Genomic DNA, 23,853 nt, shown 5'->3' with positions numbered 1-23,853 from the left:
TTACTGCAGCGGGATCTTGGCCACGGCCGCAAGCCGCTTCCAGCGCTCGATCTCGTCCTTCTGGTATTGCCGCATCTCGGCCGGCGACGACAGGATCAGTTTGGTCGACTGGCGCGTGTAGTACTCGCGCACGTCCGGGGCATTGCCGGCCTGCGTGAACAGGTCCTGCAGCCGCTTCACCAGCGCCGGCGGCGTCCTGGCCGAGACCGCTGCCGCGACCTAGTTGTAGGCAAGGAAGTCCGGCAGGCCGGCTTCGACAATGGACGGTACGTCCGGCAGCAGCGGCGAGCGCTGCGGCGCGGTGTAGGCCAGCGCGCGCACCTTGCCGCCGCGGGCCAGCTCGATCGCGCCGGTGGCATCGACCACGGCGAAATCGACATTGGCCGCCATCACGCCATTGATGGCATCGCCGGCGCCCTTGTACGGCACCGCCGTGGTCTTGATGCGGGCCAGCTCGTTGAGCCATTCCGAATACAGCGTGTACGAGATCGAGCCCGTGCCGTAGTTGAGCGCGCCGGGACGCTTGCGCGCGTCGTCCAGCAGCTCGGCCAGCGTGCGGTAGGGCGAGCCGGCCGGCACGATGATCACGCACGGCCCGCGCGACAGCAGCGTGATTGGCGCAAAGTCCGTCAACGGGTCATACGGCAGCTTGCGGAAGGTGGCCGCGTTGGTCGACAGCGTGGAATTGCTGCCGATAAAGACGGTGTAGCCGTCGGCCGGCGCATTCAGCGCGGTCTGCACGCCGATAAAGCCGTTGCCGCCGGGCTTGCTTTCCACCACCACGCCCTGGCCGGTCAGCTCGCCGATCTTCTTGGCGAACATGCGCGCGGTGGTATCGGTGCCGCTGCCCGACGGGAAGGGCACGATGAAGCGGATCGGCCGCGCCGGGAAGGCGTCGGCATCGGCGGCGCGCGCCGCCGGCAGCGCGGCCGCGCCGAGCAGCGCCAGCGCGGCCGGAAAGAGCCCGAGGAAGCGGCGCCGGGAATGGAAAGGCTGTTGCATGGTGGTCTCCTGATGGTGGCATGTCCGGCGTGTCTCCGCCGGTGCAAGGGATCGATGCGGGCCTAGCGGCGCAGGCCGAGCAGGTCGCGCGCAATGACCCAGCGATGCACTTCGCTGGGACCTTCGTAGATGCGCATCAGCCGGGTCTCGTTGGCCATCTGCTGCAGCGGCAGCTCCTTGGTCATGCCCATCGCGCCGAAGGTCTGCATGGCCTGGTCGATCACGTCCCAGGCCATTTCGGTGGCGAACACCTTGATCATCGACACCTGCGTGCGGGCTTCGTCTCCGGCGTCGATGCGGGTGGCGGCTTCGTAGGTCATCAGCCGGCAGGCGTGGATGCGCGTGGCGGCGTCGGCCACCCACCACTGGATCGCCTGGCGCTGCGCCAGCGGCGCGCCGAAGGTCTGCCGCTGCGGTGCGTATTCGCAGATCATGTCGAGCGCGCGCTGGGCGCGCCCGATGCACCACGCCGCCATCTGCACGCGGCGCGTCGACAGCCGCGCCTGCATCGGCGCGAAGCCTTGCCCCTCGGCGCCGAGCAGTTGCGTGGCGGGGATGCGGCAGTCTTCCAGCACCACTTCATAAGTCGAGGCGCCGCCGATCATCGGGATGCGCCGCTCGACCCGCAGGCCGGGCGTGCCGCGCTCGACGATAAAGGCGGAGATGCCGCCGCGCGCGCCACGGGCCTTGTCGGTCACGGCCATGACGATGGTCCAGTCGGCGCGCGCCGCGCGGCTGATCCAGATCTTGCGCCCGTTCAGCACCCAGTGGTCGCCATCGCGTTCGGCGCGCGTGGCCATCATGGCCGGATCGCCGCCGGCGCCCGGTTCCGAGATGGCGATGGCCGACACGGTCTCGCCGCGGGCATACGGCGCCAGGTAGCGCTCGCGCTGGGCCGCGCTCGCGGTCAGCATCAGCATGCGCAGGTTGGGCGAATCCGGCGGCAGGTCATAGGGGGTGATGGTCTTGCCCAGTTCTTCGTTGACGCCCACCATCGCCACCGTCGGCAGGGCGGAGCCGCCCAGCTCGGCGGGGGCGTCCAGGCCCCACAGGCCCAGTTCGCGCGACATCGCGTCCAGGCGTGCCTGCTCTTCCGGCAGCAGCGCCGTCTGGCCGCCGGCGGCTTCGCGCGCCAGCACCGTGGGTTCCAGCGGGATCAGCTGCTCGCGCACGAAACGCGCGACCAGGTCCTTGAGCATCCGGTGTTCTTCGTCCAGTTCAAAGTTCATGACGGTCTTCTCCTGATTCGTTATGACTGCCGCGCATCCTGCGCCATGGCCAGTTCGCGCAGGACCTCCTCGGTGTGCTCGCCCAGCGCCGGCGCATGGCGGCGCAGCGACAGCGGCGTGGCCGAGAAGCGCGCGGCCGGGCGCAGTTCGCGCAGGGGGCCTTCGGTAGGGTGGTGCGTTGGCTGGAACAGGCCGACCGCTTGCAGGTGCGGATGGTCGGCCAGGGCATCGAGGCCGTAGATCGGCGTGGCCGGAATGTCGAGCGACTCGAACAGCTGCATCCATTCGCCCGTGGTGCGTGCCGGCGTCAGTTCGGCCAGGTGGCCGTACAGCGCGCGGATATTGGCGTTGCGCTGCGCGCGGTCGCCCACGTGGTAGCGCTCGGCCAGGTCGTCGCGGCCCACCGCGCGGAAGAAGGCCTGCCAGTGGCGTTCGGTGTAGGGCAGCGCGCAGATCCAGCCGTCGCGGGTCGGCGCGGGGCGCCGCCCGCCTTGCAGCAGGCGGGCGTAGCCGGCGCCGGCCGGTGGCGGGTCGAAGGTCAGGCCGCCCAGATGCTCGGTCATCACGAAGGCGGTCATGGTTTCCAGCATCGGCACCTCGACCATCTGGCCCACGCCGTGGCGCTCGCGGTACAGCAGCGCGGCCAGCACGGCATTGGCCAGCGCCAGCCCGGTGGTCTTGTCGGCGAGCAGGCTGGGCACGTATTGCGGGCGCTCGCCGCCGGCGCAGCCCAGCGCGACCAGGCCGCAGCCGGCCTGGATGATGTCGTCGAAGGCGGGCTTGTCGCGGTGCGGGCCGTCCTGGCCGAAGCCGGTGGCCAGGCAGTAGACGATGCGCGGGTTGATGCGCGCCACCTCGGCATAGCCGAAGCCCAGCCGCTCGATCGCGGCAACGCGCATGTTGTGCACCAGCACGTCGGCGGTGGCGATCAGGCCGCGCAGCGCCGCCGCGCCCTCGGCGGTCTTCAGGTCGAGCACCACCGAGCGCTTGTTGCGGTTCAGCGCCAGGTAGATCGAGCTCATGCCGGCATGCTGCGACACGCCATTGGCGCGCATCAGGTCGCCTTCGGGGCCTTCGACCTTGATCACGTCGGCACCGAAGTCCGCCAGCACCTGCGTCGCCAGCGGGCCGAGCACGACGGCGGTCAGGTCGAGCACGCGGATGCCGTCGAGCGGGCCGGCGGGTGCCGCGCGCTTGTCTGCTTCGCTCATTGATCTCTCCTTCAACGGCGCTGGAACACGGGGGCGCGGCGCGCGGCCATGGCGGCGACGCCCTCGCGGAAATCCTCGCTGCGGAACTGTCCGCGCTGGATCGCCAGCTCGCGCTGGTTGACCTCGGCAATGCGCTCGGCCAGGCCGTCGCGCAGCGTGGCGCGCGTGGTTTCCACCGCGAGCGGGGCCGAGGCAGCGATCTCCTGCGCCAGCGCCATGGCACGGGCATCGACCTCGTCTTTTGCGACCAGTTCGTCGGCCAGGCCGATGCTGACCGCCTCGGTCCCGGTGATGCGCCGGCCGGTGTAGAACAGCAGCGCTGCCTGCTGCTCGCCCACCAGGCGCGGCAGCGTCAGGCTCAGGCCGAAGCCGGGGTGGAAGCCGAGCCGGTTGAAGTTGGCGCTGAAGCGGGCCTCGGCGCAGGTCACGCGGAAATCCGCCACCAGCGCCAGCCCCAGCCCCGCGCCGATGGCGGCGCCCGCGACCGCGGCGACGATGGGCTTGCGGTTGCGGTACAGCTTCATCGCATGCACGTAGAAGGCGGCGGGGTCGGTGGCGACTTCGCCCTGGCCCGCGCCGCTGAAGTCGGCGCCGGCGCAGAACGCGCCGACGCCCGAGGCCAGCACGATCGCGCGGCAGTGGTGGTCGTCGTCCAGGGCCAGCAGGGTATCGGCCAGGCGCCGCATCACCTCGGCATCGACAAAGTTGTGCGGCGGGCGGGACAGCACCACGCGGGCCACGTGGCCGTCGCGGGTGACATGGATCTCGGCATCGGATGACATGCGGGGGGTGCTCCTCTGTGGTCGGCCGGCTCGGGGCCGCGTGCCCACAGTATTCGCGCCGTGCCGCCGCACCGCTATACTCGAATTTCACTTACTGAAATTGCCAACGATGCCTGACGCCATCCGGCCGCTTGACTCCACGCGCAGCGTGACCCATCGGACCGGCCGCTTTACCCGGGACACCGCGGGCAGCCAGTCGCTGGAGCGCGGGCTGGTGCTGCTGCGTGCCTTCCGCGTCGGCACCACCAGCCTGACCAACGCGGAACTGGCCGCGCGCACCGGCCTGCCGCGCCCGACCGTGAGCCGGCTGACGCGCTCGCTGGTCGATGCCGGCTTCCTGCGCTACGACGTCAACGAGCGCGCCTACCGGCTGGCGCCGGTGGTGCTGAGCCTGGCGGATGCCTTCCACCAGTCCAGCCGCGCGCCGGAGATTGCGCTGCCGCTGATGCGCAAGGTGGCCGAGGCCGGCAAGGTCAACGTGGGACTGGCGGTGGGGGACCAGCTAGAGATGGTGTACCTGGCGTCGATCCGGCATAGCCGCGACAGCGTGTCGCGCACGCGCCGCGTGGTGCCGGGCTCGCGCGTGCCGATGGAGCTGACGGCGATCGGCCTGTCATGGCTGGCGGCGCAGCCGGAGGAGGTGCGCAGGGACCTGCTGGCCGGTATCGCCGCCCGCCAGGGCGAGGCCTGGCCCGGCATGCGCGCGCGCGTGCTGCGCGGCATCGCGCAGGCCCAGCGGCACGGCCATTGCACCGCGGCCTACCAGCCGGGGCATCTGCTGGCCGTGGGCGCGGCGTTTTCCGGCCCGGACCAGCAGCTGTACGGGCTGAATATCAGCTATCCGTTCAACGACACCGAGCGCCGCCGCGACCACGCCCGCTATGCCGCGCAGCTGGAGCGGCTGGTGGCCGAGATCCAGCAAGCCTGGCGGCGCGCCGCCGGCTAGCCGCGTCAGTACACCGGCGGCATGCCTTCCGGGCGGTTCTTGAAGCGCCGGTGGATCCAGTAATACTGCTCCGGCATGGTGGCGATCTGGGCTTCGAGGAAGGCGTTCATGCGGCGCGAGTCCTCTTCGACGCTGCCGGAGGGAAAGCCCTCCAGCGGGTCGAATACGCGCAGCCGGTAGCCGCGGTAGTCGGGCAGCACTTCGGTGGTGAACGGCACCACGCGCGCGCCGGTCATGCTGGCCAGGCGCGAGGCCGAGGTCAGCGTGCACGCCGGCACGCCGAAGAACGGCACGAACACCGAATCGTTGATGCCGAAGTCCATGTCTGCCGCCAGCATTACCGGGCAGCCGGCGCGCAGCGTGCGCACCACCTGCTTGCCGCTGCCGTTGCGCGGGATCATCTCGGCGCCGAAGCGCCCGCGCTGGGTGCGCGAGATCTGCTCCAGCAGCGGGCTCGACATGCGCGTGTACAGCGACGCCACCGGGTGGCGCATCGAATAGAACATGCAGCCGGCCTCGATGCCGACGAAATGAAAGCCCATGAAGATGGTCGGATGCTCCGCGCACGAGGCCAGGTCGATGCGCGAATCCAGCTCTACCAGCTTGCCCAGCCGCTCGGCGTTGCCGAACCACTGCACGCCGCGCTCCAGGTAGCTGCGCAGCACATGGCCGAAGTGGTCGCGCGCCAGCCGCTCGCGCTCGCCCGGATCCATGTCCGGGAAGCACAGCGCCAGGTTGGTATGGACGATGCGCCGGCGGCGGCTGGGGATGCGGTACAGCAGCTTGCCAAGGGCATCGCCGAGGCGGGCGGTCACGCCGTAGGGCAAGGCGGCAAAGAGCTTGAAGGCTGCGATGGTGAGCGCAGCCTGGAGCTGGTGCGTCATGAAGATCCTGGGGGCGGCAGCGGCGGTCGGGGCGGACCCGCGGACAGGCGGCTGCGCGGCAATGGTTCGGCGCCAAAGGGTTGGCGAGCGGCAAGCGCGCGCTACGCTGGCGCGCCGCCCCTGCGGCGGCGCCCCGGTTGCGGGCCGCTGGAGTGCGCTATGCGTCGCTGCGCAGCTTTGTGCTGAGGGCGCACTGTAGCACGATGGCAGGGGGCCCCGGAACGGCAGTTACGACCCGTATCAAACCGGCAACCGATGCCGGGCAATGCGCAAGCCTGTGCCGTCAGCGTTGCTTCAGCTCGCCGAGATAGTAATTGACCTCGGCCAGCAGCGCCGTGTGGAATTCGGCCGGCAGCACGTGGTCGTCGGTCAGCGACAGCAACTGGTCGATGCGCTGCCGGAACTGCCGCTGGGCGCCGGCGCGTGCATCGGGCGGCAGCGCCACCGCCATGGCGCACAGCATCTCGCGCATCACCAGCAGCCGGGCGCCGTACTGGATCATGGCGTCGCCCTGGGTCTTGAGGTTCTGCGCAAGCTGTTCCGGCATGCCCTTGCGCGGCGCGCCGGCGCCGGACGGCGCGGGCGGCGGTTCGGCGCGGGCCTTGCCGCCAGCCTCGGGCGCGGGTGTGCCGAGCATCTTGCCGAGCATGGGGATCTTGAACATGGGCGAGGCTCCGGATGCGCCGGGGGCGGGGTGGTCGAGTGCATCCATCATGGAAGGGTGCGGGTGGCCGGACTGTGCGGCAGCAGACAATGGAGCCGGTGCGGCACCGGCGTTCATGCGCCGGCGGGACCGGATTTGCGGCACTTGCCCGCGCGTGCCGGCGGCAGGCACAGGCCGCAGGTGTAGCGCTGGCGTGCATCGTGGGCGCACACCACGAACTCGCCGCGGCAGCACTGGCAGCGCGCCAGCCGCAACATGCCGCGCTCATAGAAGCGCACCAGCATCCAGGCGCGGGTAAAGCTGAGCTGGGCGGTCTCGCCGGTGGCGCTCAGGTGCTCGCGATACATGCGGAAGCCGGCCAGGGTGGCACGGATGCCGTCCAGGTGGCCGGCGCGGATCATGAAGCGGTAGGCGCCGAGCAGCATCGAGGCATGGGCGTTGGGGCGCCAGCTCAGGAACCAGTCGGTCGAGAACGGCAGCATCCCCTTGGGCGGCGACGCCCCGCAAAGCTCCTTGTACAGGCGGGTGAGCCGCTCGCGCGGCAGCGACACCTCCGCCTCCAGCACCTGCAGGCGCGCCCCCAGGCCGATCATCTCGATCGCGAGCCGGGTTTGCTCCAGGTCGTGCAGCACGCTTTTGCGGGCGGGGGCCGGTACAGGTACAAGTGCAGGGCGGGAAGCCGCCCCGCCGGGGCCGCCAACGGCGGCGACAGGGTTTGCGTCCATGGTCTCCTCCTGCCGGGGCGTGCCGCAGTGCGGCGTTGTCCGCCTGCGTCCCGCGGGTCCGGCTTTGCGTGATGGAGGACGATTCTTCGATCGCAGTCGGCTTATATCCGTGATTCTTGTCAACAATCGCAATTCCACGATCGACAGCACAAATTTGCCGGGGCCTGTTGTTGGCGCAATTTGCCGGTGTCCGGCATGCCATCCGGGACGACTGTAGGAGAAGCGCCCACAAGCTATCGGACAGACGCCGATTTAACGGTTCTGCCCATCGGCTACGCTGCAAGAACACCAACGACAGGGAGCAACCCATGGCTGCAAACTTCCTGATCAGGCAGACCGCTCAGGGCTGGGAACTGACGGTCGAAAGCGCGCGCAAGGGCCTGGTCCAATGCGACGACCGCGACGTCGCCGTCAACATCGGCATGGCCGCGGCAAAGCGGCGCGGTGTGGTGCTGATCGTGCATGAAGACGAGGACGATGCCCCGCGCGGCCTCGCTCCCCTGGCCGCATGACGAGGTAACCCAGAGGCAATCCCGCGGCAATCCCGCGGCAACCCGGTTGCGTGACAAAGGCGGGCGCCCTTTACCGGTGGCGCCCGCCTTTGCTTTGGCGCGGGGGCGCGCGGCAGGCGTGCCGTCCTCCATGCCCATGCCCGCCAATGGTATGGAACTTGCGCCGCGGTGACTGGCGGCGCGGCCCGCCGGGCCGCGCCGGAAGCTCAACCCTTGGAGAAAGCGATGCATCCATTCCGAAATGAAGGCGGCGGCTCCTGGTGGCGCGAGGACCGCGACACCGATGAATCCCGCCGCAATCGCGGCGACCCGCGCGGCGGCGATCCGCGCGGCTACGGCGAGGGGCGCTACGGCCAGCGCGGCGGCCCCGCGCGCGACTACGGCGAAGGCCGCTATGAAGGCCGCCAGCGACACGACAGCGACGTGCGCGAGTCCGGCTACTACGGCGGCCGCTCCAGCCCGGCGCAGCGCGTCTGGGAAACCTCCGCCCGGCGCCCGCCATGGGAAGAGGACGAAGCCTGGCGCCGCGGCAGCGAGGTGCGCGACGAGTGGGGTGACAGCGGCGGCGACAGCCGCGGCAATGCGTCGCGCGAGATGCCGCGCGGGCGCGACCGCGTCGGGCCCAAGGGCTACCAGCGCAGCGACGAGCGCATCCGCGAGGATATCTGCGAACGGCTCGCGCACGCGCGCCATGTCGATGTGCGCGAGGTGGAAGTCGAAGTGCAGGGCGGCGTGGTGCGCCTGACCGGCAACGTGCGCGACCGGCGCCAGAAGTACTGCATCGAGGACATCGTCGACGATGTCTTCGGCGTGCAGGAGATCCATAACGCGGTGCGCCTGGGCGCGCCGGGCGCGTTCGGCGTGTCGGGGATCACCGAAGGATCGCAGTCCGGCGGGCAGACCGGAGCGCAGTCCGGCGGGTCCGGCCAGGGGCGCGTCAGCGGCGTCAGCAGTTCAGGCAGTGCCACGGGCTCCAGCGCCAGCAGCTATGGCGGCGGCATGGAAACCGGCAGCGGCGGTCCCGGCCAGGGACGCGACAGCACCGGCGGCACCACGCGCATGGGCTGATGCGGACTTACGGCGCCGGCGGCTTGTCCGCCGGTGCTGCCGGGGCGCTCCCCGGCGCGTGCCGCGGCTCGGCCATGCGGCGATGCTGCTCGGCCAGCACGTCGGCGGGCGTCACCATGGCAATGGCGGCGCGCAGCTTGTTCTGCCAGCCCGGCACCACCTCGCCCTCGCCGCGCATCATGGCATCGAAGCCGATCCGCGCCACCTCGGCGGGATCGGCCTTTTTCTGCTGGCCGAGCCGGGTATCGAGCAAGTCCGCGCGCTCGAAGAAGTCGGTTTCGGTGGCGCCCGGCATCAGGCAGGTGACCGACACGCCGGTGTGCTGCAGCTCGTGCCGCAGCGCGTAGGAGAAGGAGTCCAGGAAGGCCTTGGTTGCGTTGTACACGGCCTGGCAGGTGCCCGGGACGAAGCCGGCGATCGATCCCGTGATCAGGATGCGCCCCTCGTGCTGCGCGCGCATGAGCTGCCCGACCCGGTGCAGCAGGTGCAGGGTGCCGGTCACGTTGGTCTCCACCACGCGCTGGATTGCCGCGAAGTCCTGGTCCAGGAAGGCGTGGCCCAGGCCGCGGCCGGCGTTGGCGCACAGCACGTCGACGCGGCGGCCGCCCAGTGCCGCGCAAACCTGTTCGACACCGTCGGGTGTGGACAGGTCCGCCAGCAGCGCCGTGACGTCGGCGCCTTGGTCGCGCAGTTGCCTGGCGGCGACCTCGATCTGCGGCTCGTCCGCGGCAATCACCAGGTCATAGCCGCGCTGCACGCAGCAGCGCGCCAGCTCGTAGCCGATGCCGGACGACGCCCCAGTGACGACGGCAAGCAGGCCGGTGCGGCGAAGCGAAGTGTCAGGCACCGTATCTCCTCGGGTTTTGTGGCGAGTTTTTACTGTGGCGTTGTAAGGATTAGCGACGCATCACCCTACGCGCCGCCAAGTGCGCACGCCCATCCAGACCCCCAGCAGCGCCACCAGCGTGACCAACACCGCCAGCGTCACCGCGGTGCCGGGGCCGAGCCCGCCGAACCACGCATAGGCATCGGAACGGCGCCACAGCGCCCAGGCCAGGGTGGCGGTGGCCACCACCAGCGCGGTCTGCGTCAGCGCATCGACCACGCGCATCACGCCGCGCGCCGTGCCGGCAAGCGGATCGCGCCGGGCTTCTGAAGCGGTAATTTCGGGGTCTTCCATGGCAAGGGTTTGCAAAGGGAATGCGTGGGACGTGCAAGTCCCGTTCCCGCTCCGCGCCCCGGTTGCCCGATGGCCGTCAGGGCCTTAGAACACCCCCAGGCCGAGCCCCGCGGCCAGGCCCTCGCCAAGCTCGGCGCACCGCGCCAGGTCGGCGGCTTCGATCTGCTTGGGGGCGAGGATGCGCTCCGGCGTCTGCGCATGCGTGCAGACGATCAGCCCGGGCGCGACGCGGTTCAGGCGCCAGCCGGTGGCGATGCGCTCGAGCTGGCGCAGCGCGTTCTGGCCATCGCTGCCGGCGCAGATCATGGCGGCGTATGGCCGGCCGTTGATGCGGTCCAGCGCAGGGTAATAGCAGCGGTCGAAGAAGTCCTTCATCATGCCCGCGATCGCGGCCAGGTTCTCCGGGGTGGCGAACAGGTAGCCGTCGGCGGCCAGCACGTCGTCGGGGCCGGCCTCGGCGGCGGTCTTGAGCACGACCGTGACGCCGGGCTGCCGGCGTGCTGCATCAGCGGCGGCCGCGGCCATCTGGCGCGTGCCGCCGGTCATGGTGTGGTAGACGATCAGCAGCGTTTTCATGCGGGCGGTAGGGCTTGCGCGGCCATGTGCCGCGCCCGGGCACTGTATCACGCCGCTGCCGACGCCTCTCTACTCCCTCAGTCCAGCGTCACCCCCGTATCCGCCGTCAGCTTCAGCACCACCGGCAGGTAAGCCTTGTAGGCTGCCTCGGCCTGCGCCGGGGTGGTGCCGAGCGGCTCCGCGCCCATGTCGACGATGCGCCGCTGCATGTCGGCGCTGGCGACCAGGCTCGCGGTTTCGCGGCCGAGCCGGTCGATGATGTCCTGCGGCGTCTTTGCGGGCGCCATCAGCGTGATCGGGCCGGTCAGGCGGAACGGCTCGTCGGCGTAGCCGGCCTCGGTGAAGGTGGGCACGTCTGGCAGCGCCTGTGCGCGCCGCGTGCCGGTGACCGCCAGCGGACGCAGCTTGCCGGTGGCGAAATGCTGCTTGAGCGCGGTCACCGAGCCCACCGTCACGTTGACCTGGCCGGCCAGCAGGTCGGTCACCATCGGCCCTTCGCCGCGGTAGGGCACGTGCAGCATGTCGACCTGGTATTGCCTGGCGAAATAGGTCTGGATGGTATGCGGCTGCGTGCCGGCGCCCCATGAGCCCATGCGCAGCTTGCCGGGCGAGGCCTTGGCATAGGCCAGCAGTTCGGCGACGGTCCTGGCCGGCACGCTGCTGTTGACCGCCAGCACCGTGCGCGCGGTGGCGATGTCGGAGACCGGGCGCAGGTCGGTGCGCGGGTCGTAGGGCAGCTTCTTGTACAGGGCCAGGTTGGAAGTGATCGGGCCCGGAATGGTCATCAGCAGGGTGTAGCCGTCCGGCGCCGCCTTGGCGACATAGTCGGTGCCGATGATGCCGCCGGCGCCGCCCTTGTTCTCGACCACCACGGTCTTGCCGAGCTGGCGCGACAGGCCGTCGCCGACGGCGCGCGCCAGCGTGTCGGTAAGGCCGCCCGGCGGATAGGCGACGATCAGGTGGATGGGCTTGGCCGGGTAGGCGCCCTGTGCCGGGGCGGCCACGGGCGCGACGGCGAGCGCCGCGATGCCGAGCCAGGGCAGCGCGGTCCGCAGCAGCGTGCCGCGCAGCCACGGCGAAAAACGGGCAACGGTCTTCATGATGGCGTGGTCTCCTGTTTTATGCGATGTCACGGTTTGCCTTTGCGCGGACGCTGTGCGCCCGCACGCTAGTCCAGCTTGATGCCGCGCGCCTGGATCAGCTTGCCCCACTTGCCGATCTCCTGGTCGATGAAGGCCGAAAACGCGCTGCCGCGCTCGGGATGCGGCTCCAGGCCCAGGCCAAGCAGCTTGTTGCGAGTTTGCGCATCGGCCAGCACGGCCGACGCCTCGCGGTTGAGCCGCTCGGTGACGGCGGGCGGCGTGCCGGCCGGCGCGACCAGCCCGAACCAGCCGTAGCCGACCATGCCCGGATAGCCCTGTTCGGCGAAGGTGGGCGCATCGGGATAGACCGGCGTGCGCTGCTCCGACGCCACCGCCAGCACGCGCAGCTTGCCGGCCTTGATAAAGGGCAGCGCCGAGGTGATGGCGGTCAGCGTGGCGTCGGCACGGCCGGCCAGCAACTCGGTGTAGGCGGTGGCGTCGCCGCGGTAGTGGACGCTCAGCAGCTTGAACTTGCCGACCTGCCCGAACAGTTCGGCGCTCAGGTGCGGGCCCGAGCCGGCGCCCGGCGAGGCCACCGTCACGCCGTCGGGCTTGTCCCTGGCCATACGCACGAAGTCCGCCACGGTGCGCGCCGGCGAGCTGGCATTGACGATCAGGAAGATCGGCCCCAGCACGCGCGGCCCTACCGCGACGAAGTCCTTGCGCACATCGTAGCGCTGCGCGATGCCGGCGGCGGTGTTGATGGCGAAGGGCGCGGCCGCCCACAGCAGCGTATAGCCGTCCGGCGCGGCATGCGCCACCTGCTCCGTGGCCAGGCGCGTGCCGGCGCCGGGCTTGTTCTCGACCACCACCTGCTGGCCGAGCTTGCCGCCCAGCGCATCGGCGAGGATGCGCGCCGAGATGTCGTTGGAGCCGCCGGCGCCGTAGGGCGACACCAGCTTGACCGGGCGCGACGGATAGGTTTGCGCCTGTGCCTGGCCGGCCAGGCACAGCAGCGCCGCGCCGGCCGCCAGCACGGCCCGGGAGAAGACTAGGGATCGGTTCATGACGCTTCCTTGATGCGGCGGATGGCGGGGTAGCGGAAGGTGCGTTCCAGGTGCGCGCTGCCGGGGACGTACAGGCGCAAGGCCACGTAGAACGGTTCGGGCGGCGCGGGCAGCCAGTTGCCGGTATCGGCGTCGTCCGCCGGCGCGCGCGCCCCCAGTACGATGCGCAGGCTGCCATCGGGGGCCGCGCGCAGGCCTGGCGAGCGGTCACCGAGCGAATAGCGCCGCAGCGGATTTTCCGCCAGCATGCAGTCGGATTTCCGGTACATGGTCAGCGACCAGAACGCGCTCACCTGCGGCAAGCCGTGCGCCGGGAACACCAGCTCGTACTGGTGCGTACCGTCCAGCGGCAGGCCGTCGGCATCGCAATCGGCCATCAGGTACATGGCTTCCTCGATGCCCAGCGCGCCGATGTAGTTGCGCGCCACCTCGGCGCGCAGCGCGTATTGCGCGCCGAACGAAGTGCGGATTTCCACCGGCAGGGACCAGCCGCCGCCCAGCGCGGAAGCCTTGGGCGCGGCCAGTTCGGCATCGACGTGCGCCAGCGCGGCTGCCAGCGCAGTGCGTTGCGCCGGCGTCAGCGGCGTCGCGCTGCCGATGCCGGTGGCGGCGAAGCTGCGCACCAGGTCCGCTTCGGCGGCGGGCGGCGGGTTCTCGGCCAGCATGCGCCGGACGATGGCCGCGTAGCGGTCCGGGTCGCCCGGGCGCTCGGCCGCGTGCATGCCGGCGTCGATCACGCTCGCGGCGGCGGTGCCGTCGGGCCGCCGCAGGCGGATGCCGTCCTGCAAGGCATGCGCGCCAGCCAGGTCGGCTTCGCCGTCGGCCAGGATGCGGCCGATGATCCAGACCGCATCGGTGGGGCAGGGCAACGGCGTGGCGCCGGCCGGCACCTCGCCGCGCCAGGCCGGCCCGTGCAGCAGCCAGATGCCGCCTTGTGTGCCGGTGGTGCGGGTGCCGATGTACCCGAACGGGTTGGTATAGGCGTCGAGCAGCCCGAGCACGTAGTAGCGGCCGTGGCAGTCCGGCACGTCGAGCAGCAGCGGGCCGCGCGACAGGTCGAGCCAGGCGTTGGTGTAGAGCGTGTCGTTGTTCGGTGTGACCACCTGCCGGTGTTGCGGGCCGAGCAGCGCGCGCACGTGCGTGACGGTGTTGATCCAGCGCAGCGTGGAATCGGGGCCATCGCCGGCAAAGGTGCCGGCGCTGTCGCGGCGCGGGCAGGTGGCGGCGCGCATGCGCGCCATTTCGTACAGCGGCAGCGTGTAGCGCACCGCGTCGCGGGCGAGCGGGTCGAGGGAGTTGTCGAGGGTTGCCATGGGCGGCCTCCTTCAGGCGATGCGCCGCAGCGGCGGGATCACGTAGTCGCCGGCGATGAAGCCGTCGGTGGGGTGGTACAGGCGCAGGATCAGGTAGAACGGGGCGTCCGGTGCCGGCAGCCAGTTCTCCTGTGCCTGCGCGGGGCGCTGGTGCGAGATCGTCAGCGTGAGCCCGCCATCGGCGTCGTATTGCAGCCCCGGGCTGCGGTCGCCGAGCGCATAGCGGCCGATCGCGTTGTCGGTGAAGAAGCGGTCGGCGCCGTAGAGCGAGACCGACCAGAACGCCTGCGCCGGCGGCAGCTGCCCGGCCGGGAAGTGCAGCGCATAGCTGTGGCGGCCATGCAGCAGTTCGCCGTCGGCATCGTAGTCGGCGGCGGCGTAGACGGCTTCGTCGGCGCGCAGCGCGCCCAGGCCCTTCATCGCGGTCACGGCGCGCTGCATCCAGTCGTCGCCATAGCGGCCCAGCAGCAGGCTGTAGGTCCAGCTCTTGCGCGCATGGCTGCGGGTATTGGCTTCGATCAGCGCCATGCCTTCGCGCCACGCACGCACCAGGCCCTGCTGCACCGCCGGCCGCAGCGCGCCCACGTCGACCGGCTCGCCCGCACGGATGCCGCACTTGCGCAGCAGCGACAGCAGGCCAGCCATGGAAGGCTCGGCCGGATACTCACGCAGCGCGTCCAAGACGTTGGCGAAGAAGTCGAGCGCCGGCTCGCCGCTGTCCTGCCAGTCGCGCACGCAGGCGGGTTGCCGCGCGCTGCCGCCGGACAGGCGGAAGCCCTGCTCGAAGGCGCTGGCGGCGGGCAGGTCGTCGGTGCCGGTCACCAGCACGCGGCCCAGCAGCCAGACCAGCGACGTGGGGCAATGCACCACGTGCGCGCCGTCGGCGTGCTGGCCGGGGCCGGCCAGCACGATGTCGGCGCCCGCGGCGGGCACGTTGCGCGGGCCCAGGTTGTCGAAGTTGTTGGTCCACGCGTCGAGCAGTTCCACCACATAGTAGCGGCGCGCATCCGGAAGTGCCGGCACGTGCAGCGTGACGGGACCGTCGGCCAGGTTGACCCAGGCGCAGAAGTAGAGCAGGTCATTGGCCGGCGTGACGATGTCGCGGTCGCGGTGGGTCCACGGCTGGGTGCTGGCCGACAGCGTGTTGACCGGCGCGCGCCCGTAGCCGGTGGCCTGCGCCACCGAAGTCTGCAGGCGGCAGGTGCGCAGGCTTTCGAACAGCGGGTAGGTGGCCAGCACCAGCGGCAGTGCCGCCGCGGCGGTCAGGGCTTCCTGCGGGGTGTCGATGGGAGCGCCGGCAAGGAAGGGCGCAGCGGGTTGGTTCATCGGGTGGTCTCCTCGTTGGGTATGTTCGTGTGGCTGTCGGGGTCCGCCGCGTGCAGGGTCACCACGGCATCGGCGGCGACCACGCCGCGCGCGGTGACGATCAGCGGGTTGATTTCGAGTGTGTCGAGGCGCGGCCCCAGCGCCGCCGCGGCCCGCGAGACGCGCACCAGCACCTCGGCCACGGCCGCGGCGTCGATCGCGGGATGGCCGCGGTGGCCCGACAGCAGGGCCTCGGCACGGCTCGCGCGCAGCATGGTGCGCGCACGGGCATGGCTCAGCGGCGCCAGGCCGAACGCGGTCTGGCGAAAGATCTCCACCGCGGTGCCGCCGATGCCGGCCAGCGCCACCAGCCCGAACACCAGGTCGCGCCGCACGCCGACCATCAACTCGCCCCAGCCGCGCACCATGCCGGCGACCAGCGCGCCGTCGAAGCGCGCGGAGGTGCCGTGGCTGGCCGCGGCGGCCTGGACCTGGGCAAAGGCGGTGCGGGCCGCCTGCGCGTCGGCCACGTTCAGCACCACGCCGCCGACATCGCTCTTGTGCAGGATGTCGGGCGAGCACAGCTTGATCGCGACCGGATAGCCGATGGTGTCGGCGATGCGCGCGGCCTCGTCGGCATCGCGCGCCAGGCCGTGCGGCGCGGTGGGAATGCCGCAGGCGGCCAGCCATTGCATGGCTTCGAACTCGGACAAGGCGGTGGTGCCGGGCGGGACATCGGGAACGGGCAGGTTGTCGGCGGCGGCCGCTGCGGGGATGGGCGCCTGTGCCGCCGCGGCTTGCGCCGCGGCCCTGGCCAGCACGGCCACGGCCTGCACCGCGTGCGCCGGTTCGCGGAACACCAGCGCGCCGCGCGCTTCCAGCCAGCGGCGCTTGTCTTCATCGGCGAGGCCGCTGAACAGCAATGGCGCCGCGGTGCCGCTGCGGTGCAGGGCGTCGACGGTGTCTTGCAGCCCGGGCCAGATTCGCGGCGAGCCTACGCCGCCGGCCAGGAAGGCCACCACGCTGCCGTAGTCCGGGCTTTGTGCGGCGGCGGCAATGGCGCCCAGCAACACCTCGGGCTGTGCCACCACCTGGCCGGTGACGTCGATCGGGTTGGCGGTGCTGGCGAACGGAATCGCGCTGCGCAGCGCCGCGGCCGGGGCTTCGGGCATCGGCGGCAGCGGCAAGTCGAGCGCCTCGGCCTGGTCGGCCATCATGATGCCGACGCCGCCGGAGACAGTGACCAGCGCGACCGGGGTGACGGCGTTGGCCGGCTCCTTCGCCGAAGCCTGCCATCGCGTCGGTCGGCGCCCGCGCGACAGCACGTAGCCGAGCCGGAAGAATTCCTCCAGCGTATCGGCGCGGAACACTCCGTATTCATCGAACACCGCCTGGTAGACCGCGTCTTCGCCCGCCAGGCTGGCGGTATGCGATTGCGCGGAGCGCGCGCCGGCTTCACTCGTGCCCACCTTGGTCACCACCACCGGCTTGCCCGCTGCGCGCGCCGCCGCCAGCGCGCGGCGCAGGCGGGTGCCGTCGCGGCAGCCTTCCAGGTAGGCCAGGATCACGCGCGTGGCATCGTCGCGGGCCAGCCATTCGATCACGTCCGCCACATGCAGGCCGGCTTCGTTGCCGGTGGTGACCCAGTGGCTCAGGCCCAGCTGGGCCTCGCGCGCCAGCGCGAAGGCATAGGCCCCGAACGCGCCGCTCTGGCTGACCAGCCCGACCTCGCCGACCGGCGGCAGCCCGCCAAGCGGGATCGGCGAGAAGGTGGCGAACACGCGCTCGCGCAGGTTCATCGCGCCCAGGCAGTTCGGTCCCAGCAACGTGATGCCGTGGGCCTGCGCGAGCGCCGCCAGCTCGGCCTGCAGCGCGATGCCATCGCCGCCGGTCTCGGCAAAGCCCGAGGTGAAGAACACCGCGGCGCGCGTGCCGTTGCGCGCCAGCTGGCGCATCGCGTCAAGGCTGGCGCTGACCGGCAGCGCGACGATGGCGAGGTCGGCCGGCGTATCCAGCGCGTCCAGCGTCGGCACCGCGGCCAGCCCCTGCACTTCGCTGGCGGTGGCGTGGACCGGGACGATGCGGCCGGCGTAGCCCAGCTCGCTCAGCAGCCGCACCGGCATGCCGCCTACCTTGTCGGGCTGGGTGGAAGCGCCGATCACGGCGATGGTGCGCGGTTGCAGCAATGCGCTGAGGTCTGGCATCGGTTGTCTCCGTATGCGTGCGCCGTCATGTGTGGGCCCTTGCAGGCTGGCGCGGCTGGTCTTGTATGGATGATGCCCGGCCGATGTTGTCATAACATGTTATGATGAGTCAACGTTGTTATGATAAGTAGATGCCCGCATGGGCCGTCCCCATGAATCCCTCGAATCTCGTGACAACCAGCTCATTGCCCCGCTTCAAGCAGATCGAAGGCGCGCTGCGCCAGCGCATCGTCAACAACGAATGGACGCCGGGCATCAAGCTGCCTTCGGAAGCCGAGTTGATGGCGGAGTTCGGCGTCAGCCGCATCACCGTGCGCCAGTCGCTGGCATCGCTGCTGGCGGAGGGACTGATCGAAACGGTCCACGGCAAGGGCAGCTTTGTCAGCCGCCCTGCGGGGCAGGCCGACCTGGGGCCGCTGACCGGCTTCTACGACTACATGCGGGCCCGTGGCCACGAAGCGCACGGCAAGCTGCTGTCGACGCGGCTGATCACCGCGCCGGCCATCGCCGCCGACGCGCTGCGCATGCCGCCCGGCAGCAAGCTGCTGAGCGTGACCACGCTCAAGTCCGTGGGCGGCACGCCGGTGGCGGTCGGCGTGACCATGGCGCCCGAAGCGCTGATGCGCGCGATGCTGGAGCACGACCTGGAAAACAACGACGCGCTGATGATCGTGGAGGCGCGGCTCGGCTATCGCCTCAAGTACCTGCACACGGAAAGCGCGGCGATCCCCGCCAGCGCGGAAAGCGCGCGCCGGCTCAAGGTCGAGCCGGGCGAGCCGCTGCTGCGCATCCGCTTCACGCCGCACGACATCGACGACCGGCCGCTGGCGTTTTCGGAATTCATGTTCCGCGGCGACAAGTTCACCTACAAGGCCTGCGTGCGGCGTTAGGGCCGCTGGCTGTGGCGACAAGGGAACTTTTGCATGCGCGCCGCGGCCTGAACTGCATCGACGCCGGCGCCAGGGTGGTGCGATCCGGCGCCGCCCAGTCGCAGGAGTCCAGGATGTTCTCGCCGCTTTCCCCACGTTTGCTGTCTACCGCGCTCGCGGTAGCGTTGTCCGCGGGCGTGCCGGCCGCGCTGGCCGCGGCCAGGCAGGATGCATCGCGGCCGCCCGGCAAGGAGGGGGCGCCCGAGGCCGCCTGCAAGCAGGCGGTCAAGGCGGCGCTGCCCAATCCCGGCAGCTTCAAGTGGGTGTCCGCCACCGCGCGCCAGATCGACCAGGACAACTACAGCGTGGTGGCCGATGTCGAATACCTGGCCCAGGACGGCGCGGTACGCGAGGCCAAGGTCCAGTGCGACGTACGCCGCGCCCAGGGCAACCGCTTTGCCGTGCCCAAGCTGCGCCTGCCGCAATAAGCTCGGTCTGTCCCCCTCAGTGCCCGCTGTTGCAATTTAATGTGGACGCTGTCCATTTCGTTTGCTAGTCTATGTGTACAGCATCCACAAATGCTCGCGGCAACCGCCGCACCCCGGCCGTTACCCATTCACTGGAGACCGAAAATGCAAATCGAAGCACAAAAGGAACACCGCTGGCTGCAACGTCTGGTTGGCAACTGGTTGGCGGAGGGCGAGGCCGTCATGGGACCGGACCAGCCGGTGCAGACCTGGCAGATTCCGGAGCGGGTCAGCGCGATCGGCGACGTCTGGGTGCAGTGCGTAGCCCAGGGCGACATGCCCGGCTGCGGCCCGGCTTCGACGGTCATGACGCTGGGCTACGATCCGGCGCGCAAGCACTTTGTCGGCACCTTCATCGGCTCGATGATGACCCACCTGTGGGTCTACGAAGGCGACCTCGACGCGGGCGGCCAGCAGCTGACGCTGCGCGCCGAAGGACCGGACTGCTCGGGCAACGGCCGCATGGTGCAGTACCGCGACGTGATCACGTTCCGCGACGACAACCACCGCGAGCTGACTTCGTACATGCAGGGCGAAAACGGCGAGTGGACGCAGATCGTGAAGGCCACCTACCGCCGCCAGCCGTGAGTCTCAGGAGCGTTCCCCGGCGATCCGCGCCAGCCGCGACAAACGCGAGCCGGGGCCGGGCGGATCGTCGTGGCGGCCGCCGCTCTGCCGCGCCGCATTGCGCCGGCGCCGGCGGCGCAGCAACAGCAGCAGCGAGGCGGGCACCAGCAGCACCAGCGCCAGCAGCGCAAAGGTGATCAGCCCCGGGTCGCGCGCCGCGGCGGCGACCCGGTCCACCAGCAAGGCACTGACCACGATGCCCGGCAACATCCCCAGCGCGGTCCCGATCAGGCAATCGCGCAGGCTGATGCGCGAGGCGCCCACCACCATGTTGACCAGCGAGAACGGTGCGATCGGCACCAGCCGCAGCACCACCATGGCGACGACGCCGTGCTTGCCCAGCTGGTGGCTGACGCGGTTCAGCCGCCTGCCGCCAAAGCGGCGCACGGCGCGGCGCCCCAGCAGCCGCCCGGCCAGATAGCCGGCGCCGGTGCTTAGCACCGTGCCGCACAGGGCCAGCACGGCGCCGTAGAGCGGGCCGAACACGACCACCGTGACCAGGATCAGCAGCGTCACGGGCAGCATCGTCACCGCACCGGCCAGGTAGACCCCCATCATGGCCAGGGGCGCCAGCGGCATCTCGTCGACGCGCTCGATGGCGCCCAGCAAGGCACGGAAATCCGCCCACTCGCGCAGCGGCGTATAGCGCCACGCAAAGGCCAGCCCCGCCATCAGCAGCGCCAGCGCCACCATCACCCCCACGCGCCCGAGCACGCGCGGGCGCGCCTCGTGGCTGACGAACTCGGCCAGCACCTGGTCGCTGTCGATCGGCTCGATCGGGTCCAGCAGGTTGGCCGCCGGTGACGCGGCATCGACATCGTCGGGCAGCGGCGGCACATAGTCTTCCAGCGAGCGGCCGTCGCTGCGCTGCAGGTTCCGGATCGCGCCGAGCACGCTGCGCGTGGCGGCCACCTCGGCCTGGAACGCTTCGGGCGATACCTCCAGGTGTTCGCCCAGCAGCCGCGCGCGCATCGCGGCGATGGCGGCCTGGATGCGCGGCTCGCCGCCAGAGACCACGACGATATTGCACTCGGTGTCCAGCCCCAGCGAGCGGTTGCTGAGATTGGAGGAACCGATGGTGAGGAAGTCGTCGTCGATCACCGTCACCTTGCTGTGGACGTTGACGCATTCGGGGTGCAGGTTGGGGATCGTCGGGCAGTACAGGCGGAAGCGATCGAACTTGTCGGCCGCGCGCAGCTGCCGGTAGAGGCGCGCGCGCAGCACGCCCATGCTGTGGGCCTCGAGCCAGCCGCTCTCGTTGCGGCGCGACACCAGCACGATATCCGGGCCGTCCTCGTGCCCCAGCCGCGCGGCCAGCGCCTTGGCGATCTCGCCGGAGCTGAAGTACTGGTTCTCCATGTAGATGCTGTGCCGGGCCGAGGCGATGGCATCGCGCAGCAGCATGCGGATCTCGCTGACGCCGGGCTCGTCCTCGCACATCGGCATGGTGCGGGCGATGCCCACGCGCACGTCGGTCAGCTCTGGCGCCAGGCTCGGCGGCCACGGATCCGACGAGGTCGGTGCCACCGGCCGCGGCTGGCTGCCGCTGGCGCGCAGCCAGCGCTCCGCGCACAGCTTGCCGAGCGCCGCGGCCGCGCTGCCGTCGACCGCGCACTGCACGTCATGGAACGGCGCGTAGGGTCGCCCCTCGGCCATGCGCAGCGGCGCGCCGGGCGCGTGCTGGTTGTCGTCCCAGCGGCGCAGCGTCAGGTCCAGCCCGCCGACGAAGGCGACCTTGTTGTCGAGCACCACCACCTTCTGGTGGTGCGATGCGCCGGGAGGATGATTGCCGTCCAGCAGGAACGACAGATGCCGGTGCGCCTGCCAGTGCGCGCTGGCCGAGGGCAGCCATTCGCGCTCCATCGCCATCACCATGGCGTAGTCCCAGCTCAGGATGTAGATGCGCAGGTTGGGGCGGCGGTCGGCCAGCGCGCACAGAAAGTCGCGCAGCCCCGGCGGCAGGCCATCCTGCGCGCCGGCGGGGACCAGTTCCATGCGGCTGTCGATGTCCCAGCCCAGGATGAAGATGGTGTGCTCGGCCAGCGGCAGCGCCTCGCGCAGCGCGCGGAAATAGGCGTCGGCGTCGACCAGCATGGCAAAGCGCCGGCACGGTTCGACGCGCCAGCAGTTGCGCCCGGGTTCGAGCTGGAAGCCGGGCGGCGAGGCGGGATCATGCGGTGGTGGCGACGCCGTGGGCGCTGAAGACGCCGTGGTGCCGGGCGGATGGTATTGCCTCATTGCGCACGCTCAGGGGGAAGCGAAAGCCATAGCCTGAAGCGTCGCGCAAGTTCCGTACCCTGCGCAAGCGCCCGTTGCCGGCGCGCCGGGCTCGACTTTTGCGTGTGCGCCTTACCTGCCTTTGTAAGAACGGCACGCGCGAGCCAGCGTGCCGAAGGGCATGGAGCCGGTCAGGAAGCGTGTCAGGAAGCGTGTCCGCGCCGCAGCGTGGCGGGCCGGGCGATGCCCCAGACATCCAGCAGTGGCTCGAAGTGCGGGGTGTTGTCGCGCGGCGCGGGAGTGACGCGCCGGGGCGGCGGTAACGGCCGGCCGGTCAGCACCAGCGGAGTTTCGGCCGCGGCTGGCAGGTCGGGCTCGCCGTCATAGGCCACGACGCCCATCTGGCGGGCGGATTTGAGCGCGCGGGTCAGTTCCGCGGCGCTCAGGCGGCTGGCGGTGGCGAGCCGGTGCCGGGGCATGGGCCCATTGGCACGCAGGCTGGAAATCAACGCCATCACGCATTCCCGGGTGGTTCGATTCATGTCGCTGCGTCAGAAAAATGGTGCGGCAGCGAACCCGCCGATCGGGTTCCTTGCCTGCGGATAACCATTCTTCAGCAGGGGTCATGGTCTTGCCAACCCGATATGACACTTGTTCACATTCCTGCCAGAAAAGGCAATGTCCTTGCACGGCGCATCAGTGCCGCGTTTTCGGGTCGCCGGTGGGATAGCCCGGTTGCGCGCCGTCATGCCGGGTCAGCATGGAGCCATGCCGGCGCCACTTGCGTGCGTGGCGATCCTGGATGTCTTCGGCAAGATCGTGCAGTTCCGCCACCCTGGCGTCGAGCGGGTCGGGATAGATGTCCAGCGGACGGTATCGGAGAAGAAGAAAACGCATGGCGGGTCTCGGTTGTCCTGGTCGTCGGCCAGTGGCCTGACTCCAGTATTGGCGGTGGACCCGAGGTTTTCAGCAGAAGATGCGCGACACTTTGATGCGACTCAATGCATCCGGCGCAATGAACGGTTGCGGCCCGCTGTGTCAGCGGGCACGCAAGGCAATGATGGCGAGGCAGCTGGCACCGCGACGGCGGGCCAGCCTAGACGCCGCTAGCGGCCGAGGCGGGCATTGCCGCGGCCATCGCGGCAGTAGATCTTGCGTTCACGCACCAGGCCGTCGCGGCCATGGATGCACAGCGACACGCCATCCTCGCGGGCACGCATCCAGCCGGCAGCGATGGCGGCTTCCTGCGTCGGGAAGTGCAATGCCGCGTCGTCGGGGCCGCTTTCCAGGCCCTCGATGGTAAGCGCCCATTCCCCCTCGCTGGCGTATTCGGAGTCGCCGGTCGTGGCGGGAAGCACATGGATGCTGCGTGACGTCATGGTGTTCTCCGTGATGGCTGGCAGTGACATTGGGGTTTTATAGGATCCCGCGGGCGCGGGCTATCGGTGGCAGTCCTACAAGCATATTCGGGACCAGCCGGCACGCCGGGTTTGGCACCGTCGTAGTGCGGCATGGCGCCGTGGCATGTCGCGCGTTCTGCTGACATCGCGGTAGGACGAATGCCGACTTTTCGTCGTGCTACGGATTGCTACGATCCAATTGCCGGTTGGGCAACAGGCTGCCCGGTCAAGCCATTCCGAGCTCTTCTATCCTGGCGGCGCATGCCGCATCCACACGAAGCAAGGAGATCATCATGAGAAAGCTATACGCACTGTTTGCCCTCGCTGGCATGCTGCTGGTCACGGGTTGCAACACCATGGCCGGTGCCGGCAAGGATATCGAGCGCGGCGGCGAGAAGGTGCAGGGCGCGGCGGAAAGCACCAAGCAGAAAATGTAAGACACTGACCGCCACGTGGTGGCCGG

General features: G+C 70.3%; 25 protein-coding genes and 1 pseudogene. 7 read left to right on the top strand and 19 right to left on the bottom strand.

Annotated features, from left to right (window positions below):
• From CBM2588_RS27165 to CBM2588_RS27150, 4 genes and pseudogenes are all read right to left on the bottom strand, one after another.
• Nucleotides 1–1,002, bottom strand: a pseudogene (locus CBM2588_RS27165) (tripartite tricarboxylate transporter substrate binding protein).
• 62 nt (nucleotides 1,003–1,064) lie between these two features.
• Nucleotides 1,065–2,231 (bottom strand): acyl-CoA dehydrogenase family protein, encoded by a 1,167-nt coding sequence (locus tag CBM2588_RS27160; RefSeq protein ID WP_115683354.1) that lies wholly within the window; start codon nucleotides 2,229–2,231, stop codon nucleotides 1,065–1,067.
• A 20-nt stretch (nucleotides 2,232–2,251) separates the two neighbouring features.
• Nucleotides 2,252–3,442 carry a CaiB/BaiF CoA transferase family protein gene (locus CBM2588_RS27155; protein ID WP_115683353.1) on the bottom strand — a complete coding sequence of 397 codons (1,191 nt, stop codon included), beginning with the start codon at nucleotides 3,440–3,442 and terminating at the stop codon, nucleotides 2,252–2,254.
• Nucleotides 3,443–3,453: 11 nt separating this feature from the next.
• Nucleotides 3,454–4,224, bottom strand: coding sequence for an enoyl-CoA hydratase/isomerase family protein (locus CBM2588_RS27150; protein WP_115683352.1), 771 nt, complete (start codon nucleotides 4,222–4,224; stop codon nucleotides 3,454–3,456).
• Between the two features lie 109 nt (nucleotides 4,225–4,333).
• Between CBM2588_RS27150 and CBM2588_RS27145 the strand changes: the two genes are divergently transcribed.
• The gene (locus CBM2588_RS27145; protein WP_115683351.1) at nucleotides 4,334–5,170 is read left to right on the top strand and encodes an IclR family transcriptional regulator; all 837 of its coding nucleotides are present in this window, start codon (nucleotides 4,334–4,336) and stop codon (nucleotides 5,168–5,170) included.
• A 5-nt stretch (nucleotides 5,171–5,175) separates the two neighbouring features.
• Here CBM2588_RS27145 and CBM2588_RS27140 read toward each other — a convergent pair whose 3' ends face one another.
• The 3 genes from CBM2588_RS27140 to flhC form a co-directional block, all read right to left on the bottom strand.
• Nucleotides 5,176–6,054 carry a lipid A biosynthesis lauroyl acyltransferase gene (locus tag CBM2588_RS27140; protein ID WP_115683350.1) on the bottom strand — a complete coding sequence of 293 codons (879 nt, stop codon included), beginning with the start codon at nucleotides 6,052–6,054 and terminating at the stop codon, nucleotides 5,176–5,178.
• Between the two features lie 283 nt (nucleotides 6,055–6,337).
• Nucleotides 6,338–6,718, bottom strand: coding sequence for a hypothetical protein (locus CBM2588_RS27135; protein WP_115683349.1), 381 nt, complete (start codon nucleotides 6,716–6,718; stop codon nucleotides 6,338–6,340).
• Between the two features lie 113 nt (nucleotides 6,719–6,831).
• The gene (gene flhC / locus CBM2588_RS27130; RefSeq protein ID WP_439897468.1) at nucleotides 6,832–7,443 is read right to left on the bottom strand and encodes a flagellar transcriptional regulator FlhC; all 612 of its coding nucleotides are present in this window, start codon (nucleotides 7,441–7,443) and stop codon (nucleotides 6,832–6,834) included.
• Nucleotides 7,444–7,751: 308 nt separating this feature from the next.
• On the opposite strand from flhC, the gene CBM2588_RS27125 reads away from it, so the two are divergent.
• Nucleotides 7,752–7,955, top strand: coding sequence for a hypothetical protein (locus tag CBM2588_RS27125; protein WP_115665100.1), 204 nt, complete (start codon nucleotides 7,752–7,754; stop codon nucleotides 7,953–7,955).
• Between the two features lie 225 nt (nucleotides 7,956–8,180).
• On the top strand, nucleotides 8,181–9,023 hold the full coding sequence (locus tag CBM2588_RS27120) for a BON domain-containing protein (protein WP_115683347.1): 843 nt from the start codon (nucleotides 8,181–8,183) through the stop codon (nucleotides 9,021–9,023).
• Nucleotides 9,024–9,030: 7 nt separating this feature from the next.
• On the opposite strand, the gene CBM2588_RS27115 is transcribed toward CBM2588_RS27120, so the two are convergent.
• The 8 genes from CBM2588_RS27115 to CBM2588_RS27080 form a co-directional block, all read right to left on the bottom strand.
• Nucleotides 9,031–9,870, bottom strand: a complete 840-nt coding sequence (locus tag CBM2588_RS27115; protein WP_115683346.1) for an SDR family NAD(P)-dependent oxidoreductase — start codon at nucleotides 9,868–9,870, stop codon at nucleotides 9,031–9,033.
• A 60-nt stretch (nucleotides 9,871–9,930) separates the two neighbouring features.
• Complete coding sequence (locus CBM2588_RS27110; protein WP_062803427.1) at nucleotides 9,931–10,203, bottom strand: hypothetical protein; 273 nt, start codon at nucleotides 10,201–10,203, stop codon at nucleotides 9,931–9,933.
• Nucleotides 10,204–10,287: 84 nt separating this feature from the next.
• Complete coding sequence (locus CBM2588_RS27105; protein ID WP_115683345.1) at nucleotides 10,288–10,779, bottom strand: NAD(P)H-dependent oxidoreductase; 492 nt, start codon at nucleotides 10,777–10,779, stop codon at nucleotides 10,288–10,290.
• A gap of 77 nt (nucleotides 10,780–10,856) precedes the next feature.
• Nucleotides 10,857–11,879 (bottom strand): Bug family tripartite tricarboxylate transporter substrate binding protein, encoded by a 1,023-nt coding sequence (locus tag CBM2588_RS27100; protein WP_115683344.1) that lies wholly within the window; start codon nucleotides 11,877–11,879, stop codon nucleotides 10,857–10,859.
• A gap of 68 nt (nucleotides 11,880–11,947) precedes the next feature.
• Nucleotides 11,948–12,928 (bottom strand): Bug family tripartite tricarboxylate transporter substrate binding protein, encoded by a 981-nt coding sequence (locus CBM2588_RS27095; RefSeq protein WP_115683343.1) that lies wholly within the window; start codon nucleotides 12,926–12,928, stop codon nucleotides 11,948–11,950.
• A complete protein-coding gene (locus tag CBM2588_RS27090; RefSeq protein ID WP_115683342.1) occupies nucleotides 12,925–14,241 on the bottom strand; it encodes a DUF1254 domain-containing protein in 1,317 nt (438 codons plus the stop codon). Before CBM2588_RS27090 ends, CBM2588_RS27095 begins: the two co-directional genes overlap by 4 nt.
• A gap of 12 nt (nucleotides 14,242–14,253) precedes the next feature.
• On the bottom strand, nucleotides 14,254–15,567 hold the full coding sequence (locus tag CBM2588_RS27085) for a DUF1254 domain-containing protein (RefSeq protein WP_115683341.1): 1,314 nt from the start codon (nucleotides 15,565–15,567) through the stop codon (nucleotides 14,254–14,256).
• Entirely contained in the window at nucleotides 15,564–17,750 is a 2,187-nt protein-coding gene (locus CBM2588_RS27080; RefSeq protein ID WP_115683340.1) for an acetate--CoA ligase family protein, read from the bottom strand. The genes CBM2588_RS27085 and CBM2588_RS27080 overlap by 4 nt, the downstream gene beginning before the upstream one ends.
• A 152-nt stretch (nucleotides 17,751–17,902) precedes the next feature.
• Between CBM2588_RS27080 and CBM2588_RS27075 the strand changes: the two genes are divergently transcribed.
• The 3 genes from CBM2588_RS27075 to CBM2588_RS27065 all read left to right on the top strand — a co-directional run bounded on the left by CBM2588_RS27075 (nucleotide 17,903) and on the right by CBM2588_RS27065 (nucleotide 19,734).
• On the top strand, nucleotides 17,903–18,640 hold the full coding sequence (locus CBM2588_RS27075; protein ID WP_115683339.1) for a GntR family transcriptional regulator: 738 nt from the start codon (nucleotides 17,903–17,905) through the stop codon (nucleotides 18,638–18,640).
• Between the two features lie 113 nt (nucleotides 18,641–18,753).
• Entirely contained in the window at nucleotides 18,754–19,107 is a 354-nt protein-coding gene (locus CBM2588_RS27070; protein WP_115683752.1) for a DUF2880 domain-containing protein, read from the top strand.
• 144 nt (nucleotides 19,108–19,251) lie between these two features.
• Nucleotides 19,252–19,734, top strand: coding sequence for a DUF1579 domain-containing protein (locus tag CBM2588_RS27065; protein ID WP_115683338.1), 483 nt, complete (start codon nucleotides 19,252–19,254; stop codon nucleotides 19,732–19,734).
• Nucleotides 19,735–19,737: 3 nt separating this feature from the next.
• Here CBM2588_RS27065 and CBM2588_RS27060 read toward each other — a convergent pair whose 3' ends face one another.
• The 4 genes from CBM2588_RS27060 to CBM2588_RS27045 all read right to left on the bottom strand — a co-directional run bounded on the left by CBM2588_RS27060 (nucleotide 19,738) and on the right by CBM2588_RS27045 (nucleotide 23,369).
• On the bottom strand, nucleotides 19,738–22,011 hold the full coding sequence (locus CBM2588_RS27060; RefSeq protein ID WP_115683337.1) for a VTT domain-containing protein: 2,274 nt from the start codon (nucleotides 22,009–22,011) through the stop codon (nucleotides 19,738–19,740).
• A 182-nt stretch (nucleotides 22,012–22,193) separates the two neighbouring features.
• Entirely contained in the window at nucleotides 22,194–22,505 is a 312-nt protein-coding gene (locus CBM2588_RS27055) for a hypothetical protein (protein ID WP_115683336.1), read from the bottom strand.
• 181 nt (nucleotides 22,506–22,686) lie between these two features.
• A complete protein-coding gene (locus CBM2588_RS27050; RefSeq protein WP_115683335.1) occupies nucleotides 22,687–22,887 on the bottom strand; it encodes a hypothetical protein in 201 nt (66 codons plus the stop codon).
• 209 nt (nucleotides 22,888–23,096) lie between these two features.
• Nucleotides 23,097–23,369: a DUF2188 domain-containing protein gene (locus CBM2588_RS27045; protein WP_115683334.1), complete on the bottom strand. Its 273-nt coding sequence runs from the start codon at nucleotides 23,367–23,369 to the stop codon at nucleotides 23,097–23,099.
• A 314-nt stretch (nucleotides 23,370–23,683) separates the two neighbouring features.
• Between CBM2588_RS27045 and CBM2588_RS27040 the strand changes: the two genes are divergently transcribed.
• The gene (locus CBM2588_RS27040) at nucleotides 23,684–23,827 is read left to right on the top strand and encodes an entericidin A/B family lipoprotein (protein WP_012355598.1); all 144 of its coding nucleotides are present in this window, start codon (nucleotides 23,684–23,686) and stop codon (nucleotides 23,825–23,827) included.
• Nucleotides 23,828–23,853: the final 26 nt, after the last annotated feature.

Source organism: Cupriavidus taiwanensis (assembly GCF_900250075.1).
In the GTDB taxonomy this organism is placed as follows: domain Bacteria; phylum Pseudomonadota; class Gammaproteobacteria; order Burkholderiales; family Burkholderiaceae; genus Cupriavidus; species Cupriavidus taiwanensis_C.
This window is presented reverse-complemented; position numbering and strand designations above follow the sequence as displayed.

What these genes read in the sequence shown, in the direction of transcription:
- CBM2588_RS27060 (WP_115683337.1), bottom strand. Translation starts at nt 22,011, where the DNA reads ATGAGGCAATACCATCCGCCCGGCACCACGGCGTCTTCAGCGCCCACG.
- CBM2588_RS27125 (WP_115665100.1), top strand. Translation starts at nt 7,752, where the DNA reads ATGGCTGCAAACTTCCTGATCAGGCAGACCGCTCAGGGCTGGGAACTG.
- CBM2588_RS27155 (WP_115683353.1), bottom strand. Translation starts at nt 3,442, where the DNA reads ATGAGCGAAGCAGACAAGCGCGCGGCACCCGCCGGCCCGCTCGACGGC.
- CBM2588_RS27135 (WP_115683349.1), bottom strand. Translation starts at nt 6,718, where the DNA reads ATGTTCAAGATCCCCATGCTCGGCAAGATGCTCGGCACACCCGCGCCC.
- CBM2588_RS27055 (WP_115683336.1), bottom strand. Translation starts at nt 22,505, where the DNA reads ATGGCGTTGATTTCCAGCCTGCGTGCCAATGGGCCCATGCCCCGGCAC.
- CBM2588_RS27095 (WP_115683343.1), bottom strand. Translation starts at nt 12,928, where the DNA reads ATGAACCGATCCCTAGTCTTCTCCCGGGCCGTGCTGGCGGCCGGCGCG.
- CBM2588_RS27075 (WP_115683339.1), top strand. Translation starts at nt 17,903, where the DNA reads ATGAATCCCTCGAATCTCGTGACAACCAGCTCATTGCCCCGCTTCAAG.
- CBM2588_RS27110 (WP_062803427.1), bottom strand. Translation starts at nt 10,203, where the DNA reads ATGGAAGACCCCGAAATTACCGCTTCAGAAGCCCGGCGCGATCCGCTT.
- CBM2588_RS27150 (WP_115683352.1), bottom strand. Translation starts at nt 4,224, where the DNA reads ATGTCATCCGATGCCGAGATCCATGTCACCCGCGACGGCCACGTGGCC.
- CBM2588_RS27065 (WP_115683338.1), top strand. Translation starts at nt 19,252, where the DNA reads ATGCAAATCGAAGCACAAAAGGAACACCGCTGGCTGCAACGTCTGGTT.
- CBM2588_RS27085 (WP_115683341.1), bottom strand. Translation starts at nt 15,567, where the DNA reads ATGAACCAACCCGCTGCGCCCTTCCTTGCCGGCGCTCCCATCGACACC.
- CBM2588_RS27105 (WP_115683345.1), bottom strand. Translation starts at nt 10,779, where the DNA reads ATGAAAACGCTGCTGATCGTCTACCACACCATGACCGGCGGCACGCGC.
- CBM2588_RS27070 (WP_115683752.1), top strand. Translation starts at nt 18,754, where the DNA reads ATGTTCTCGCCGCTTTCCCCACGTTTGCTGTCTACCGCGCTCGCGGTA.
- CBM2588_RS27120 (WP_115683347.1), top strand. Translation starts at nt 8,181, where the DNA reads ATGCATCCATTCCGAAATGAAGGCGGCGGCTCCTGGTGGCGCGAGGAC.
- CBM2588_RS27040 (WP_012355598.1), top strand. Translation starts at nt 23,684, where the DNA reads ATGAGAAAGCTATACGCACTGTTTGCCCTCGCTGGCATGCTGCTGGTC.
- CBM2588_RS27045 (WP_115683334.1), bottom strand. Translation starts at nt 23,369, where the DNA reads ATGACGTCACGCAGCATCCATGTGCTTCCCGCCACGACCGGCGACTCC.
- CBM2588_RS27140 (WP_115683350.1), bottom strand. Translation starts at nt 6,054, where the DNA reads ATGACGCACCAGCTCCAGGCTGCGCTCACCATCGCAGCCTTCAAGCTC.
- CBM2588_RS27080 (WP_115683340.1), bottom strand. Translation starts at nt 17,750, where the DNA reads ATGCCAGACCTCAGCGCATTGCTGCAACCGCGCACCATCGCCGTGATC.
- CBM2588_RS27090 (WP_115683342.1), bottom strand. Translation starts at nt 14,241, where the DNA reads ATGGCAACCCTCGACAACTCCCTCGACCCGCTCGCCCGCGACGCGGTG.
- CBM2588_RS27160 (WP_115683354.1), bottom strand. Translation starts at nt 2,231, where the DNA reads ATGAACTTTGAACTGGACGAAGAACACCGGATGCTCAAGGACCTGGTC.
- CBM2588_RS27100 (WP_115683344.1), bottom strand. Translation starts at nt 11,879, where the DNA reads ATGAAGACCGTTGCCCGTTTTTCGCCGTGGCTGCGCGGCACGCTGCTG.
- CBM2588_RS27145 (WP_115683351.1), top strand. Translation starts at nt 4,334, where the DNA reads ATGCCTGACGCCATCCGGCCGCTTGACTCCACGCGCAGCGTGACCCAT.
- flhC (WP_439897468.1), bottom strand. Translation starts at nt 7,443, where the DNA reads ATGGACGCAAACCCTGTCGCCGCCGTTGGCGGCCCCGGCGGGGCGGCT.
- CBM2588_RS27050 (WP_115683335.1), bottom strand. Translation starts at nt 22,887, where the DNA reads ATGCGTTTTCTTCTTCTCCGATACCGTCCGCTGGACATCTATCCCGAC.